This is a genomic window from Aliiroseovarius conchicola, assembly GCF_041403445.1.
In the GTDB taxonomy this organism is placed as follows: domain Bacteria; phylum Pseudomonadota; class Alphaproteobacteria; order Rhodobacterales; family Rhodobacteraceae; genus Aliiroseovarius; species Aliiroseovarius conchicola.
Map to the genome: position 1 here is coordinate 99,403 of NZ_JBGEHL010000007.1, position 14,677 is coordinate 114,079.

The following is a 14,677-nucleotide window of genomic DNA, read 5'->3' on the forward strand; positions in this document are numbered from 1 at the left end:
CAAGTTCCCGCTTATGGCGTGAAACCGGTGGTGGCCCCAGTGCGATCAGGATAGTCTGGGTGCAGGCATAGCTATGATTTGATTAGCTCGGGAGTTGAGGGTTGCGGCTTACCTCGTTTAAAGCACTGTTATTTATTGTATTTACGCTCACTGCGTTACCTATTCCTCTGTTAGCACTCGACCAAGTCGACCTTAAAGTTGCCGGGGGCGACAAAGACCTGAAATCAGCGCTTGAGAACGCGTCTTTGGTTCTTGCTGCGCAGGATGATGCCGATAAAGATACGCGCGATGTTTTTGCATCTGCGTTGGCCGAGTACGGACGCCTGACTCAGGTGCTCTATGCCAATGGGTATTACAGTGGCACGGTTCGGGTGTTGGTCGATGGGCGCGAGGCGGCACAAATACCGGTCTTCAACGTTCCCACCGCCATCCGTAGCGTGCAGATCTCGGTCACACCTGGCAAGCCCTTCACATTCTCTGTTGCGCAGGCCGCGCCTTTGGCTCCCGGAACTGCGCTGCCTCAGGACTTTCGCAAGGGCGAGGTTGCAAAAAGCGTGCTTGTGCAAAGCGCAGCGGACGCCTCCGTCGCTGGTTGGCGCAATGTTGGCCACGCAAAAGCCGCCCTATCTGGTCAGAAAATCACTGCCAATCACGCAACAAGTACGCTCTCTGCATCACTTTTCTTGTCGCCGGGACCAAAAGTCCGGTTCGGCAGGCTTGTGCAGAAAACCCCAAGCGCGGTGCGCGCCGATCGCATCGCCCGTATCGCGGGTTTTCCAGACGGTCATATCTTCTCGCCTGATGAGTTAGAGAAAGTTGCCAACCGGCTCAGACGGACCGGTGCTTTTTCGTCGGTATCCCTGACCGAGGCTGACACACTGGGGTCAGGGGACACGCTCGACATCGGCTTGGAACTGGTGGACGCAAAGCCCCGTCGCTATGGGTTTGGAGCCGAGCTGTCGTCACTAGAAGGGTTGGAGCTTTCGGCCTTCTGGCTGCATCGCAATATGTTTGGCGGGGCCGAGCGCCTGAAAGTCGAAGGCGGAGTGTCGGGTATCGGTGGCCAACATGGCGGAGTTGACTACAATCTTGGAGTGCGGATTGAACAGCCTGCCACCTTTGGACCGGACACCAACGCCTTCGCCTTTGCCAGCATCGCCTACGAGGATGAGCCGGGTTATATCTCACGCGTGGCCAATCTGGGTGGCGGTGTAACGCGCATCTTCTCGGACACGTTAGAGGCCGAGTTCGGCGCGGCACTTCGGTATTCCGAGACAACAGATACGCTTGGTGATCGCAGGTTCTTTCTGTTCACCCTACCATCGTCCGTGACGTGGGATCGCCGCAATAACAAACTCGACGCGACACAGGGCACCTTCCTAAAGGCCGAGGCCATACCCTTTATATCGCTGGACAACGGCGGCACTGGCGCATGGCTTTATGGTGACGGTCGCGCCTATCGGGGTTTCGGGGCTGAAGACCGGTTCGTGTTGGCGGGGCGGGTACAGGTTGGATCTGTTTTTGCGAGCAATAACAACAATATTCCACCCGATTATCTGTTCTATTCCGGCGGGGGCGGCACCGTGCGCGGCCAACCGTATCAGTCCCTCGGCCTGCCTGCGGGCGACGAAAGCGTGACCGGCGGGCAGTCATTCGTAAGCCTTTCGGCCGAGTTACGCACCCAGATCACAGATACAATTGGCGTTGTGGGATTTGTCGATGCTGGACATGTCGCAGCTGGAAGCTTCTTCGCCGATCAAGGCGACTGGCACGCGGGCGCCGGTTTGGGTGTTAGATATAAGACCCCAATTGGGCCATTGCGTCTGGATGTGGCTGCACCGATTTACGGCGACACCGGCGATGGTGTTCAGCTTTACCTAGGGATCGGGCAAGCGTTTTGAAAAAGATATTCCACATCGCAGCGTTGCTGGCCACATTCATTTGCGCAACCTCGGCTTTTGCGCAAACCGAAACGGATGACCGGGGATATTTGCAGGCGTTTCTAGAGGACAATCTTTCGGATGTCGGCCGCGACATTCGTATCGTTGGTTTCAACGGCGCGTTTTCATCCAGCGCAACGGTCGATCAGATTACGGTGGCTGACGACGAAGGCATCTGGTTGACGATGAATGGGATCGTCCTTGAATGGACCCGCTCCAGCCTGTTGCGCGGCGCGATCAACATCTCTGAACTGTCCGCCAAAGAAATCATAATCGCACGACAGCCGATCCCCGTTGGTGGTGTGCCTGCGCCCGAGGCCGCGGGGTTTTCATTGCCTGAACTGCCGGTTTCGGTCGAAATCGGATTGATCAAGGCCGCGCGCGTGGAACTTGGGGCACCCGTGATCGGAGAGGCCGCTGTGATCCAGCTTGAAGGCACCGCCAAACTGTCCGGTGGTGACGGATCGGCAAAACTTGATGTCCAGCGCATTGACGGAACAAAGGGCACGCTGTTGCTGGACGGTGCTTACAGCAATGCCAGCCGACAACTTGACCTGAATTTAGAGGTCGACGAAAGCGATGGCGGGATCGCCGCCAAGGTGCTTGATCTGCCCGGCCACCCTGCCATTGTGCTGAAAGTCGCGGGCTCTGGCCCTCTGTCGGACTTCATCGCCGATATTAATCTGTCCACCGATGGACAAGAACGTTTGGCAGGTCAAGTCGAGCTGCGCGAAGAGCCTGTACAGGCTGTTTCCACCGATGGAACTCCGGCGGTAACGCAACGGTTCAGCGCGAACTTGTCGGGCGATATCGCCCCGGTCCTTTTGCCCGAGTATCGAGACTTCTTTGGCGACAATGTCTCGCTTATGGCCGAGGGGCAGCGTTCCCCAGATGGTGCGCTTGGGCTGGACGTGTTGCAGGTATACACTGAAGCTTTGCAACTGAACGGGCGCCTAGCCCTTTCTGAGGACGGCTGGCCCGACAGTTTCTCTTTGGTGGGCCGAATTGCCGCTGCGACTGGCGAACCGGTGCTGTTGCCAATCTCGGGGGCAAAAACCCGTGTAAAGGCGGCTGACCTGAACATTCGATATGACGCCGCCAAAGGGGATGTCTGGCGCGCCGACTTTATCCTGACCGCCCTGACCCGCGATGATCTGGAGCTTGAGCGCGCGACGATCACGGCAACCGGGGACCTGATCCGCGGAGAGGGAACTCAGGTGGGGCGCGTCGATGGGGATGTTTCGCTCAAACTTCAGGGTATCGCGCCCAAATCCGGCGATCTGGCACAGGCGGTTGGACCAGCCGTATCGGGTAAGCTGGCATTTGAATGGCGCGAGGATGCGCCGCTTCAAATCGCGAAGCTAGACCTAAGCGGTACGGACTATACCTTGACCGGCGGATTAACCGCAGATGATCTGGAAAGTGGGATCACGGTCAACACCACCGATGACATGGTGCTTCGCGCAAATGATCTTTCGCAGTTCGCGGCCCTTATCGGCATCCCGCTGACCGGCGCCGTTCAGGTCGGTGTTGATGGGACAATGAGCCTATTGGGCGGGTCGTTTGACCTTGCCATCAATGGCACTGGCCGCGATCTAAGCATCGGGCAGAAGCAGTTCGATCCGCTTATCGTCGGGGACAGTACGCTTGATATCGTCGCCGTCCGGGACGAGGCCGGTACGCGACTTGAGAAAGTCGTGATCGCCACCGAGCAAGCCACTGCATCTTTATCCGCAAATTTAAAGACAGACGCCTCCACCGCTGCGTTTGACATCAGCGTGAATGATAGCTCGGTCGTTGATCCCGGCTTGTCCGGTGCGTCGACTTTGATCGGCACAGTGAAACAGACCGGCGAAAACTGGGCGGTATTGGCCGATGTGACAGCACCGGGCGGGGTCGAGGCCAATATCGACGGCTCAGTGCAGATTGGTGACAGCGGACCCGGCCTTTTGAAAGGTGATCTGCGCGTCAAGGCGGCTTCGATTGCCCCCTATGGTCGATTGGCAGGTCGCACATTGTCTGGCGCCCTAAATGCCGAAGGCACCGGGCAATACGACATCGCAACCGGTACGTTCGAGACTCAGCTGAACGCCACAAGCACCAACCTTCGACTTGGAACCCCGTCTTTGGATGCGCTGACCCGCGGTCAGGGCAGTTACACCGTTCGCGCCCATCGCGATGACACCAAGGTTGTGTTTCTGGACGCTCTGTCAGCCACCACGCCTGAACTAAACCTGCAAGCCACCGGGCGTTCAGACAATGGGCGCAACGCTTTGGATTTCAACGCCAAGCTTCGCGATCTGGCCACCGTTGCTGACGGGATCAGCGGCCCCGCAACCGCAAGCGGTACAGCGACGTTGCAAGGCGACACATGGCAAATCGCCGTCAAAGCAGATGGCCCCGGCGGCACGAATGCAAATGTCAACGGAACCGTGCAATCCGATGCCAGCCGGGCCAACCTGTCGATCAACGGCAGCGCGCCGCTGGAACTTGCCAATCGTCTGATCCAGCCCCGTCTGTTAACGGGGCAAGCCAATTTCGATCTGACGCTGAATGGCCCACTATCTCTGGCTGGGCTGTCAGGAACCGTGCAGACATCAGGCGCAAGGTTGGCCTTGCCAACTTTCCGGCAAGCACTGGATCTAAATACCGCGACCGCAACCCTGTCTGGCGGACAGGCGAACCTGAACATTCTTACGTCTGTCGAGGCTGGCGGCCAGATCAGCACACAAGGGAACGTGTCCCTCACCGCTCCTTATCAGGCTGACTTGCAGGTGGGCATCAATCAGGTGACACTGACCGACGGCGTGTTGTTTGAGACGTTGGTGAACGGAGATGGGACGGTACGCGGGCCATTGACCAGCGGGGCCACCTTACGCGCCAATCTGGCCCTTGGGCGCACAGAAATCCGCATCGCCGAGGTGCCCGCAAGCCCCGTCCCGATTATGGCAGAACTTGCCCATATCAACGAGTCTGCAGCGGTTCGCCAGACCCGGTCGTTTGCCGGGCTGATTGTTGAACCTCAACCCAAATCGGCCGCCGCCCGACCCTATCCGATCGACATTACACTTAGCGCGCCCAGCCAGATGTTCGTGCGCGGTCGTGGGCTGGATGCCGAACTTGGCGGACAGCTGCGCCTGAGTGGAACCAGCGATAATGTCATCCCGCTGGGGCAGTTCGATTTGGTCCGTGGGCGTCTGGACATTCTGGGCAAGCGCCTGACCTTGACCGAGGGTCGCGTCAGTCTTCAGGGCGGGTTTGATCCGTACCTTTATTTCGTCGCCGAAAGCCAGGCAGAAGAGGCGCTGGTGCGTATCAGCGTGACCGGCCCCGCCTCGGCCCCGGATGTCAGTTTCACCTCGGTGCCCGAACTGCCGCAAGACGAGGTTCTCGCGCGGCTCCTGTTTGGTCGCGACATCTCGAAAATTTCGCCGCTTCAAGCGCTGAAACTGGCCGCCGCAGTGCGCACGCTTGCAGGCAAGGGTGGGGAAGGCATCATCGGGAAGCTGCGCAACAACTTCGCACTGGACGATTTGGATCTGACCACCGATGAGAACGGCGAGGCGACGTTGAAAGCGGGCAAGTATATCTCGGACAATATCTATACCGATGTGGCCATCGGCGCGGATGGCGATACCGAGATCAATTTGAACCTCAACATCACCCCATCCCTGACAGCGCGCGGCACGTTGGGGGGGGACGGCACCAGCTCAATCGGTGTGTTCTTCGAGCGCGATTATTAGATCGGCTTGATCACCTCGATCTTCGCCTCGGGAAAGCCTGCAACCATGGCTTCGGCTTTTGTAGCGTCGACCAGGCACAATGCTGTGGACAGACCATCCGCGATCATAGCCGACGGCGCTGACACCGACACCAAACCGTTAACCGGACCCTTGCCGCTTGGTGACAGAATATGGTCCTGCCCATCACCGATCAACATTGCAGCGGGCACCGAAGTGGCGATGGCGCGATCCGTTGCAGTCAGCCGATGAACAATCGTACCGTCCGGCAGGGCGACCCCAACCGACCACGGCCCGTTGGGCCCTTTACCAATCGCGGCAATCTCGCCCATATCGATCAACACATCCCGAAGACCGTTGGCGCGCAATCGGGCCGCGATACGATCTGTCACCGCGCCCTGTGCAATACCGTTTAAGGTCAGCGCGGCACCCTCAGGCAAACTGACTTGCGATGCATCGAAACGTATTGCGGACCACCCGACCTTCTGCTTCGCCGTCTCGACTGCTGCAGCGCCGCTATCCTGCGCGATGGCCTTCCACAAAGGTTGGATCGTCGGATCAAACTGGGCGTTGCTTGCGTCATGAAGTGTCGAACAGGTGCTTAGCACATGGAGAAGCTCGGCCGACGGGTCGTCCAACACGCCAAACCGGTTTAGTCGCGACAACTCGGACGTCTCGCGGTACAGGCTGAAAATCTCTTCTAACCGCACCAATTCGGCTTCAACCATTGCGAAGATCTTATGCGCCTCTGCCTGATCGACACCGACAAGCTGCATTGACACCGGCGCACCCAATGCCTGCCCCGTCCATCGGGAAACCGCCGCGAAGGAACCGGTCGACGCGACACAGGCAGCGGCGGAAATGACCAGAAAGCGGCGACGGTTGAGCAAACTCATGAAGGTGTCTCCAGTTTCTGATCCAAGTTGACGGGGCCAAGGGCGGCATCGTCTGGGATGGTGTCTAAGCTCTGCACTTCACCACCGTATTCAGCGATGAATGATGCGGCGGAAGGCTCGTCTGCGAAGGGCACAATTTCTGGGGCACCCATGCCACCCGCAACATCCGCGCCCACCACATATACCGCGTCATGGGCGGTGATCCAGTTGTCGTTTCCCGGATCGGCCCAACTCCGCGCACGGCCCATGTCGCTGACGTAAGCGGCAGTGATTGCTGCTTCACGTTCCGGGCTTTTCAGATAGGCCACCATGTCGCGCACTTGCGCGAAAAACAGAGGGGCCGGGAAGCCTTCCAGATGGATCTGGCCCTTGGGCCCGCCGTGTTCAGCGATGTTCATTTGACAGAAATAGCTGAGTGCCTGTTCGGTCAGCTCAACAGGTGCCGGCGGGGCTTTTGCCTCGTCTTCGTTGCAGGCGACCAGCGCGAGCAAGGCCAGAAATGCAAAGCGCTTCATGGCTCGACCCTCTGAAAGGCGGCGCGCGCCATCAGGAAGGCCAGCACGGGCCAGATCACCAATGACAAAGGCGCGGCCCAGACAGGCAGCGTTTGTGCGGCCCCCGCCATGCCGGATGCCAGGGCGACCCCGTCAGAGGCGGCGATATTCCAAACCCGGAAGGCATCCGCTGGGTTTGCAACCATCAGCCATGGAAAGATCGAGCGTGTGAAACTGCCGCCCCCATCCATCACAACCGCGCCCAACAGGCCAAGGTCGTAAAGGACGACGAAGACAAGCCACAGGCCAGCCGACAGACCAGCGGCAGCGGTTGCGCTGCGTGACAGGGCAGAGACGAAATAACCAAGCGCAAGGAAGACCGCGCCCAACAGGATCGAGGTCAGGATCAGGCGTGCAAGCGCAACAAGGCTTTCAGCCCCGGCCCCTCCGAACCATGCGGCAACGGCTCCGGCGGTGCCAAAGCCCACTGTCATGGCAAACGCGAGTGCGGCCAAATGCGCGGCGAATTTGCCCAGCAAGATTTCACCGCGTCCGGCGGGATAGGACAGAAGCAGCGAAAGGCTGCCCCGCTCGGATTCACCTGCAATGGCATCAAAGCTGATCATCAGTGCCAGAAGGGGCGCGAGGTAGACTGAAAGCGTGGTCATAGATGTGACAGAGATCGTCAGCATATCAACGCCCAATGTGCCCGTCGGCGCACTGCCTGCAAAAGTTAGCGCCAGCGCAAACAGGACCATGATAACCGTTGCCATCAACAGCCAGCGGTTGCGCCGCAGAATCAGCATTTCGGTTGCAGCGATGGATAGGAAACGGATCATTGTGTCCCCTCCTTGGCGTAATGGCGATAGAGGTCCTCAAGCCGTGGTGGCGTCATCTCGATATCCGCCACGACCTCTCCCATCGCAGCGACGTCACGCAGGTGGGCCATTTTCTGATCCGGTGCACAAAGGATTTCGACTGACGCCCCGTTGATACGTGTACCGCCGGTCGCCTCGGCAATCTGATCAGCGTGTGCACCAGTTGCCCGGATACGAAGTTTCGTCGGCAACCCTGCCTGGGACGACAATCTTTCAAGGGTGTCATCTGCCACCTTCACGCCTTGGCGCAAAATGGCGATCCGATCCGTCTGGGCCTCAACTTCAGTCAACGCGTGGCTGGCGATCAGAACCGCTGTCCCCTGCCCTGCCAGTTCATCAATGATCGCATAGAGGTCTTGTCGCGATATCGGGTCGAGGCCACTTGTGGGTTCATCCAAAAGCGCAACTTTCGGGCTGCCAAGCAGCACCTGAGCCAACCCAAGCCGCTGCCGCATACCCTTGGAATAGGCTCCGATCCGGCGGTCCATCGCATCGGCCAGACCGACACGCTCCAACAACCCCGCGATATCCGCAGCCTGCCCGTCAAGGCGCGCAAACAAGGTTAATTGCTCGCGGCCCGTTAAGGCTGGGTGGAAGCTAACCGCCTCGGGAAGATACGCAGTCGCACGACGGGCCTGTGCGCTGCCGGGCTTCGCGCCATCGACGCTAATCCGGCCGCCCGTGAGGGATGTCAGGCCCAGAATTGTTTTGATCAGGGTGGATTTGCCCGCGCCGTTATGACCCAGAAGCGCCACGCGCTCGCCGGGTTTTACGGTCAGGGAAACATCATCCAGAACGGTCGCTTTGCCGCGATCCTTCCGAACGTTTTCAATAGTCAGTGCGTTATCCGTCATGGGGCACCTTTGCGATTGCAGGCGGTCTCGGTGCCTGCATGAGTGGGTGACTGTCCACCACCCCGCCCGGTAAAAGCGCGGGGAAAGCGGATTGAGACCAGCGCACCAACTGAACAGCCGGTGAGCCGAGGAGTAATTTTGCAGATGGCTGGGTCCACAGCACGTGATCCATGCTGTCGTTGGGCCGATAGGGCGCATCTGCCACGCCGTCTCCGTCAACGTCAAAGCCTGCAAAATCGGACCAGTGGTTGCCCTGCCCGTCTTCGGACCATTCGACCCATTTGGTCGACACGTATTTTACCTGCGTGCGATTGCCGATGAAACTGTTGCCAACGATCCGGTTGTTGTCAGATCCAGCGGTAAAGTGAATGCCAATCCCGCAGCCCTGAAACCAGTTGCCCGAGAAGTCGTTTTTGTTCGAATTGTATAAGAACGTACATTTCTCAGCCGCGTTCTTCACATAGTTCCCGGTGATCACCGACTTGTTCGCATAGTTCAGCATGACCCCGTGGTCGCGGTCGTTGATCGACACGTTGTCCGACACTTTCACGCGGGTCGAAAACATCACAGCATAGCCAAGGTGATTGCCAACCGACAGGTTGCCGGTCACTTCTGAATTGTCTGCGTACATGTAGTGCACAGCAAAGCGCAGGTCGCGGAACTCATTGTTTCGGAATATATTTTTCTTGGACGAGTTTACGAAGATACCATCGCGACCCCAGCGAACCTTGTTGCCTTCAACAATCGCGCCGGGCGCGTTCCAGACGTAAATCCCGTTGCCGCGCGCGTTCATGCGGCGGTCCTGGCGGCCTTCTATCCGGTTATCTGCCACCAGCGCATCCTTCGCGCCGTGGATATCAATGCCGTAAAGATTGCCCAGAACCACATTGTTCCGAATAACTGGCGCATGTGCGGTTTTTGTAAGTTGGATACCGCTGTCGATGCCTTCATGTTCTGAGCCTGAACCGATCACGGTCAATCCTTGAACAGTCACGTCAACACCGGTCACGGTGATCACACTGCCCTCGCCCTGCCCGTCGATGGTGGCTTGGCCACCGCCATCAAGCGTAATGGGCTTGTCCAGTACGACAGTCTCTAGATAGGTCCCGGGCCGCAGGCGAAGCGTGTCGCCTTCTGCGGCCCGAGCCAATGTTTCAGCAATGGCTCCCGGCTTTACGAGCACGTCCCAATCCGCCGCCTGCAAGCAGGAAGCCGAAAGAACGAAAACTAGGGTCAGGAGCCAGCGCATTTTCTTAAGCCTCGCGTGGCTCGACCATCATCCGGCCGCGCATCTCCATGTGGAGCGCGTGGCAGAACCACTGGCAATAGAACCAGTGAACACCCGGGCGGTCAGCAACGAAGGTCACAGACGCTGTTGCCTGCGGACCGACTTCCATGGCGACACCGAAGTTGGCCATGCAGAACCCGTGGGTCACGTCGTCCACATCATCAAGGTTGGTCACGTAAACGGTCACCTCGTCACCTTGTTTCACCGTGAACTTCTCAAGCGAGAAGGTCGGCGCGATCGAGTACATGTAGACACGCACTTTGGTCGGATCGTCCTTGTCCCGGATGATCTCGTCCGAGCCTTCTTCCAGATCGACGCCATCGGCTTCGGCCTGTTTGCGGGCATCTTCCCACATCGGGTCATTGCGATCCCAGACGTTGACCGGGTTCACGATGTCGCGGCGAACGATGATTGAATCGTGGGGCTCGGCGAAGGTCGGGCCATCATGGACCACCTTCATCTTATCGCCAGTGATATCAATCAGCTGCTCGTTCTCTGGCTTCAGAGGACCAACATTCAGGAAGCGGTCTTTCGAGAACTTGTTCATCGAAATCAGCCACTGCCCGTCAGCATCCGCCGTTTCACCCATCGAGGTCGAGTTGTGGCCCGGCTGATACTGCACGTCCACCTTGTCCAAGATCGGATCAACGTCTTCACCGCCGTAGGCTTGGATCGCTTTGGCGATGTCCCACTTCACAATCTGACTGTCCAAGAACAGCGTGGTGTACGCGTTGCCCTTATTGTCAAACGCAGTGTGTAGCGGCCCAAGACCCAGTTCAGGTTCGGCCACGATGGCGGTACGAGGATCAGCACCGGCAAACACTTCTGGCAGCTTGGTCACGTCGATCACCGAAACGGTGGGCGACAGTTTACCATTGATCATGATGTGTTGTTTGTCAGGCGCTGCGTTCACACCGTGGGGTGAGTTCGGGATCGGAATGTAGCGGGTATAGTTCTTGTTCTGACCCTTACGGCCATCAATCACTTTCACACCGTTCAGTTCCTGATAATCCCCGGCAGCTACACCCTTTTCGATCTCTTCGATGTTGAACACGACAACGTGGTCCAGTTCGTTCTCGGTCATCTCGGGCAAGGTCATCCCCATTTCCGAGTTATACGAGGTCGAAAAGGCGTATTTGCCCTGATAGTCACAGTCAGTGTTGTCTAGGTTACCCGAAACGATCACCTGCCATGCGATTTCCATCGTGTCACCATCGATTGCGGTGAAGATGTTGACGTATTCCTCTGGCTCATCAAGGATCTTGCCGTCGTTGATCAGCGGCGCTTCATGCTCGCCGTTGGCAAAGACATAGCCCGTGCGTGGGAACTTCTGTGGACGCAGGCCGTGGATGTCTTGCGCGTTCGGGATCTCGATGATCTTGTCGCATTTCATCACGTCACAACGCACACGCGCCACACGGGTGTTGGCTTTGTCGTTCATGAACAGGTAGCGACCGTCATAGGTGCCGTCTGTAAATGACATGTGCGGGTGGTGAAGGTCGCCGTTGTCATAGGTGACTTTGTTGTTGGCGGCGAGGAATTGCTTGGTCTCGGGCAGCAATCCTTCGGTCAGAATTTTCAGCGATTCATTCGTCTGCCCCCAACCTGTAGCCGAGCAGCGGTTGAACACCGGAACACGCATGAATTCGCGCATCGACGGCACGCCCAGAATGCGCAGCTCGCCAGTCTGACCCGACGACCAAAAGCCGTAATAGTCGTCCAACTCGCCTGGTTCCAGGCTTGCATTCGCGGCAGCGCTGGCCTCTTTCGCAGTCATAAGGGTCGAGCCTAAACCGGTGCCTGCGAAGACCGCGCCTGTGGCGGTGGCCCCCAGCATACCCCGGCGGGTCATAGAGAGTTTGTCGTTCTTGTCAGTCATTTTAAGTCCTCCTTAGGAACTGTCGTTCTTTTGGCGTTCGGATGGTTCGCCGGTGGATTTCTTGGCGGGATATTCAGGTCCGCCACGCCGGTCTTGGCCCGCCGCTTAAGCGTGCGGATGACAACCGGACATTTGTCGGCCGACTGGTACAGGACCTGGCAATGCAGGCAGTCGACACATTCGTTAGGATTGATTTCGCCCGTCGGGTGGATGGCCTGAACGGGGCATTCGTTGCTGCAGGTCTGACAGGGGTGACCGCATTCGTGATAGCGCTTCAGCCAGTCAAACATCCGCATCCGGGCGGGGATCGCCAGCGCGCCGCCAAGCGGGCAAAGGTAGCGGCAATAGAAACGCTCGATGAACAGCCCGGCAACCAGAAGGGCGACGGCAAAGATCACAAAGGGCCAGTCGCGCACGAATTTCAGGATGATCGCGGTTTTGAACGGCTCAACTTCGGCATAGGTTTCCGCCAGTGGGATCGACACCATGGACAGGCCAAAAAGACCGAAGAAGATCATGTATTTGACCGGCCACAAGCGTTCGTGCAGGCCCCAAGGCAGCGTCCATTGCGGGATTTTCAACGCCTGCGCGGCTTTGTTCAGAAGCTCTTGCAGCGCGCCGAACGGGCAAAGCCAGCCACAATACGCCCCCCTGCCCCAGAAGATTAGCGCGGCCGCGACGGCAAACCATTGGATGAACACCAGCGGGTCCAACAGGAACGCATCCCACGTGAAACCAGTCCGCAAACTGCCCGCCAGCGCCATCAAGTTCACGATGGACAGCTGCGCGTTTGCGTACCAGCCAAGGAAGACCAGCGTGAACGTCAGATATCCGATGCGGAACCAGTAGAAAACACGCGCATTCCGGGTTGCTTGAAACTGGAAAAAGAACACACCGGTCAACACCAAAAGCATGACGCCCAAAACGCCGATCTCGACGGTTTTGTCTTTCCAGATGCGTTTCCAAAGCGCCGATTTGGCGGCGGCTTCTGCGTCGGCGTCGTCAACGATAACAGGCGCAACCGCGACCGGTTCCAAAAGGCTCTCAGGCAGTTTGTACCCCAGATCGAAAGTCAGGAACGTCTTTTCGACGGCTCCGATGGCGCGTTGTGCCAGAAGTTGAAGCCGGAACGGAGCGGTCGGATCAAATTCAGCATCCGCTGGGATCTTGAAAATATCCAGCTCAGTAAAACTTGGGCTGTCGGACGTGGCCAAATCGCCCAACCGACGATGCTGTTTGTCAAAGAAACGCACCGAGTTGTCGCCTTGGATCAACTGAATACGGTCGAAAATGCCGCCGCGCACGTAACCAGAACCCTTAAAGCTATACGCTCCACGGCCTAGCAAAAGGATCGCTTGTTCGCCCTCCTCCAGCCACGCGGTCAGGTTCTTGTATTCTGCGTCCCCCAGCAATGTTCGCCCGATTGACGGCACCGATATTAGCGCCATGTCCATGTCGATGAACACATCCTCTGGCGCCCCACGTTCCGGGCGCGCAATGGCTTTTGGATCGCCTGTCGCATCGAACGCTGCGTTGATCTGTCCGATGTCTAGTGTCAGCCGGCGCACCGACCCGTCGCCAGATAAAGTGGCCCAGTCCGACACCGTATCCTTGGCCATGTCAATTTCGCGCTTTGGCCCATCCGGCGTTGCAGGCGACAGACCACCCAACCCCAACGCGCGCGCCACTTTGATACCTGATCTAACCAAACTATCGTCGATCACCATGATGGTCACAGTCGCGCCCGAAATGATGTCAAGGTCATGGGCATCGCCACCTGCGGCTGCCTCGGCCTTTAGATCAAGCCCGGTGTACCCTTCGGTCAGCTTGACCATCTTTGAATTGGGAATGCCAATTAAAACAATAGGTTCCGAGTGCTTCACAAGCTTTACACCCGTCAGCACTGCATCCGGGTCAATCGCGGCAACAACATGGATAGGTTTGCCTGAATACCCCGTTGTTCCAACAAAATCCGAGGTCAGAAAGGCGTAGGCAATCACCTCGTCCCCTTTCAGGATCGGGGCAACGGGCACATCCTCGCGGATCGGTCCAAACGCATCAGCGCCGGGGGCCAATTCACCAGGTGTCAGGTCGGGAAGGAATTTGGCAAGGCTATCCGCCTTTGCCGTATCCGTCATGACCCCAGACAGGATCAAAACAAGGGCACAAAGCCAGGAATAGATCGCGCGCTTTACGGTCACAGCGCACCTCCTTTTACAGGAATGGTCGCTGTCTCCGCACAAATTGCGCAATTCACATTTTCAAGGTACGCAGCCGGAGGCCCACGGGTTTCTGGCCACGCGCGATGATACGTTGGGCCGTTCAGTTGGGCTTGAAGTGCCTCGGCCCCTGCGTGATGCATCGGTTGCCAGTGCTGTTGGTGGGCTGTCCCAACCAACGCCATCGAACCCGTCGCACACAACGCACAGTTTTCGCAATCTGGACAGTTTTTCTGCTGAGCAGGTGCCCCGTCGCCAAGATCAACCTGCACATAAGACGTTCCAAAATCTGAACAAATCTCAATCCAAGTCCCGTCAGCCGCCTGCCCCATGGATGAGGTGAATAACTGCAAAACGAGGGCGGTCATCGCAACCATCGGAGCGAACAAACGACGCGCATGGCGGACTGGCCTGAGCCATCCGTCAACGACGTTTGCAATTTGCCCCACTTGGCGCATGTTCGAATCCCTTCCGCGCGGTACGGGATTC

The 14,677-nt window shown here is 57.9% G+C and carries 10 protein-coding genes; 2 read left to right on the top strand and 8 right to left on the bottom strand.

Annotation, left to right across the window (positions count from 1 at the left end; all coding sequences use genetic code 11):
- Positions 1–101: 101 nt before the first annotated feature.
- Together V6N04_RS12890 and V6N04_RS12895 are read left to right on the top strand one after the other, a co-directional pair.
- Positions 102–1,901 carry an autotransporter assembly complex protein TamA gene (locus V6N04_RS12890; RefSeq protein WP_371170593.1) on the top strand — a complete coding sequence of 600 codons (1,800 nt, stop codon included), beginning with the start codon at positions 102–104 and terminating at the stop codon, positions 1,899–1,901.
- On the top strand, positions 1,898–5,683 hold the full coding sequence (locus V6N04_RS12895; protein WP_371170594.1) for a translocation/assembly module TamB domain-containing protein: 3,786 nt from the start codon (positions 1,898–1,900) through the stop codon (positions 5,681–5,683). The genes V6N04_RS12890 and V6N04_RS12895 overlap by 4 nt, the downstream gene beginning before the upstream one ends.
- Here V6N04_RS12895 and V6N04_RS12900 read toward each other — a convergent pair.
- Genes V6N04_RS12900 through V6N04_RS12935 form a run of 8 tightly spaced genes read right to left on the bottom strand, consistent with a single transcriptional unit; the run spans position 5,680 to position 14,646 of the window.
- Entirely contained in the window at positions 5,680–6,576 is an 897-nt protein-coding gene (locus tag V6N04_RS12900; RefSeq protein ID WP_371170595.1) for an FAD:protein FMN transferase, read from the bottom strand. The two genes, V6N04_RS12895 and V6N04_RS12900, sit on opposite strands and share 4 nt — an antisense overlap.
- Complete coding sequence (locus tag V6N04_RS12905; protein ID WP_371170596.1) at positions 6,573–7,091, bottom strand: nitrous oxide reductase accessory protein NosL; 519 nt, start codon at positions 7,089–7,091, stop codon at positions 6,573–6,575. Before V6N04_RS12905 ends, V6N04_RS12900 begins: the two co-directional genes overlap by 4 nt.
- Positions 7,088–7,909 (bottom strand): ABC transporter permease, encoded by an 822-nt coding sequence (locus tag V6N04_RS12910; protein WP_371170597.1) that lies wholly within the window; start codon positions 7,907–7,909, stop codon positions 7,088–7,090. Before V6N04_RS12910 ends, V6N04_RS12905 begins: the two co-directional genes overlap by 4 nt.
- Positions 7,906–8,802, bottom strand: a complete 897-nt coding sequence (locus V6N04_RS12915) for an ABC transporter ATP-binding protein (protein ID WP_371170598.1) — start codon at positions 8,800–8,802, stop codon at positions 7,906–7,908. Before V6N04_RS12915 ends, V6N04_RS12910 begins: the two co-directional genes overlap by 4 nt.
- Positions 8,792–10,051 (bottom strand): nitrous oxide reductase family maturation protein NosD, encoded by a 1,260-nt coding sequence (locus tag V6N04_RS12920; RefSeq protein WP_371170599.1) that lies wholly within the window; start codon positions 10,049–10,051, stop codon positions 8,792–8,794. The genes V6N04_RS12915 and V6N04_RS12920 overlap by 11 nt, the downstream gene beginning before the upstream one ends.
- Before the next feature lie 4 nt (positions 10,052–10,055).
- Complete coding sequence (gene nosZ / locus V6N04_RS12925) at positions 10,056–11,969, bottom strand: TAT-dependent nitrous-oxide reductase (protein WP_371170600.1); 1,914 nt, start codon at positions 11,967–11,969, stop codon at positions 10,056–10,058.
- Positions 11,966–14,107: a 4Fe-4S binding protein gene (locus V6N04_RS12930; RefSeq protein ID WP_371170659.1), complete on the bottom strand. Its 2,142-nt coding sequence runs from the start codon at positions 14,105–14,107 to the stop codon at positions 11,966–11,968. The genes nosZ and V6N04_RS12930 overlap by 4 nt, the downstream gene beginning before the upstream one ends.
- Before the next feature lie 59 nt (positions 14,108–14,166).
- Positions 14,167–14,646, bottom strand: coding sequence for a DUF2946 family protein (locus V6N04_RS12935; RefSeq protein ID WP_371170601.1), 480 nt, complete (start codon positions 14,644–14,646; stop codon positions 14,167–14,169).
- Between the last annotated feature and the right edge of the window lie 31 nt (positions 14,647–14,677).

Excerpts from the sequence above, each read along its gene's own strand:
- V6N04_RS12935 (WP_371170601.1), bottom strand. The coding sequence starts at position 14,646 with ATGCGCCAAGTGGGGCAAATTGCAAACGTCGTTGACGGATGGCTCAGG.
- nosZ (WP_371170600.1), bottom strand. The coding sequence starts at position 11,969 with ATGACTGACAAGAACGACAAACTCTCTATGACCCGCCGGGGTATGCTG.
- V6N04_RS12920 (WP_371170599.1), bottom strand. The coding sequence starts at position 10,051 with ATGCGCTGGCTCCTGACCCTAGTTTTCGTTCTTTCGGCTTCCTGCTTG.
- V6N04_RS12900 (WP_371170595.1), bottom strand. The coding sequence starts at position 6,576 with ATGAGTTTGCTCAACCGTCGCCGCTTTCTGGTCATTTCCGCCGCTGCC.
- V6N04_RS12915 (WP_371170598.1), bottom strand. The coding sequence starts at position 8,802 with ATGACGGATAACGCACTGACTATTGAAAACGTTCGGAAGGATCGCGGC.
- V6N04_RS12930 (WP_371170659.1), bottom strand. The coding sequence starts at position 14,107 with ATGACGGATACGGCAAAGGCGGATAGCCTTGCCAAATTCCTTCCCGAC.
- V6N04_RS12910 (WP_371170597.1), bottom strand. The coding sequence starts at position 7,909 with ATGATCCGTTTCCTATCCATCGCTGCAACCGAAATGCTGATTCTGCGG.
- V6N04_RS12905 (WP_371170596.1), bottom strand. The coding sequence starts at position 7,091 with ATGAAGCGCTTTGCATTTCTGGCCTTGCTCGCGCTGGTCGCCTGCAAC.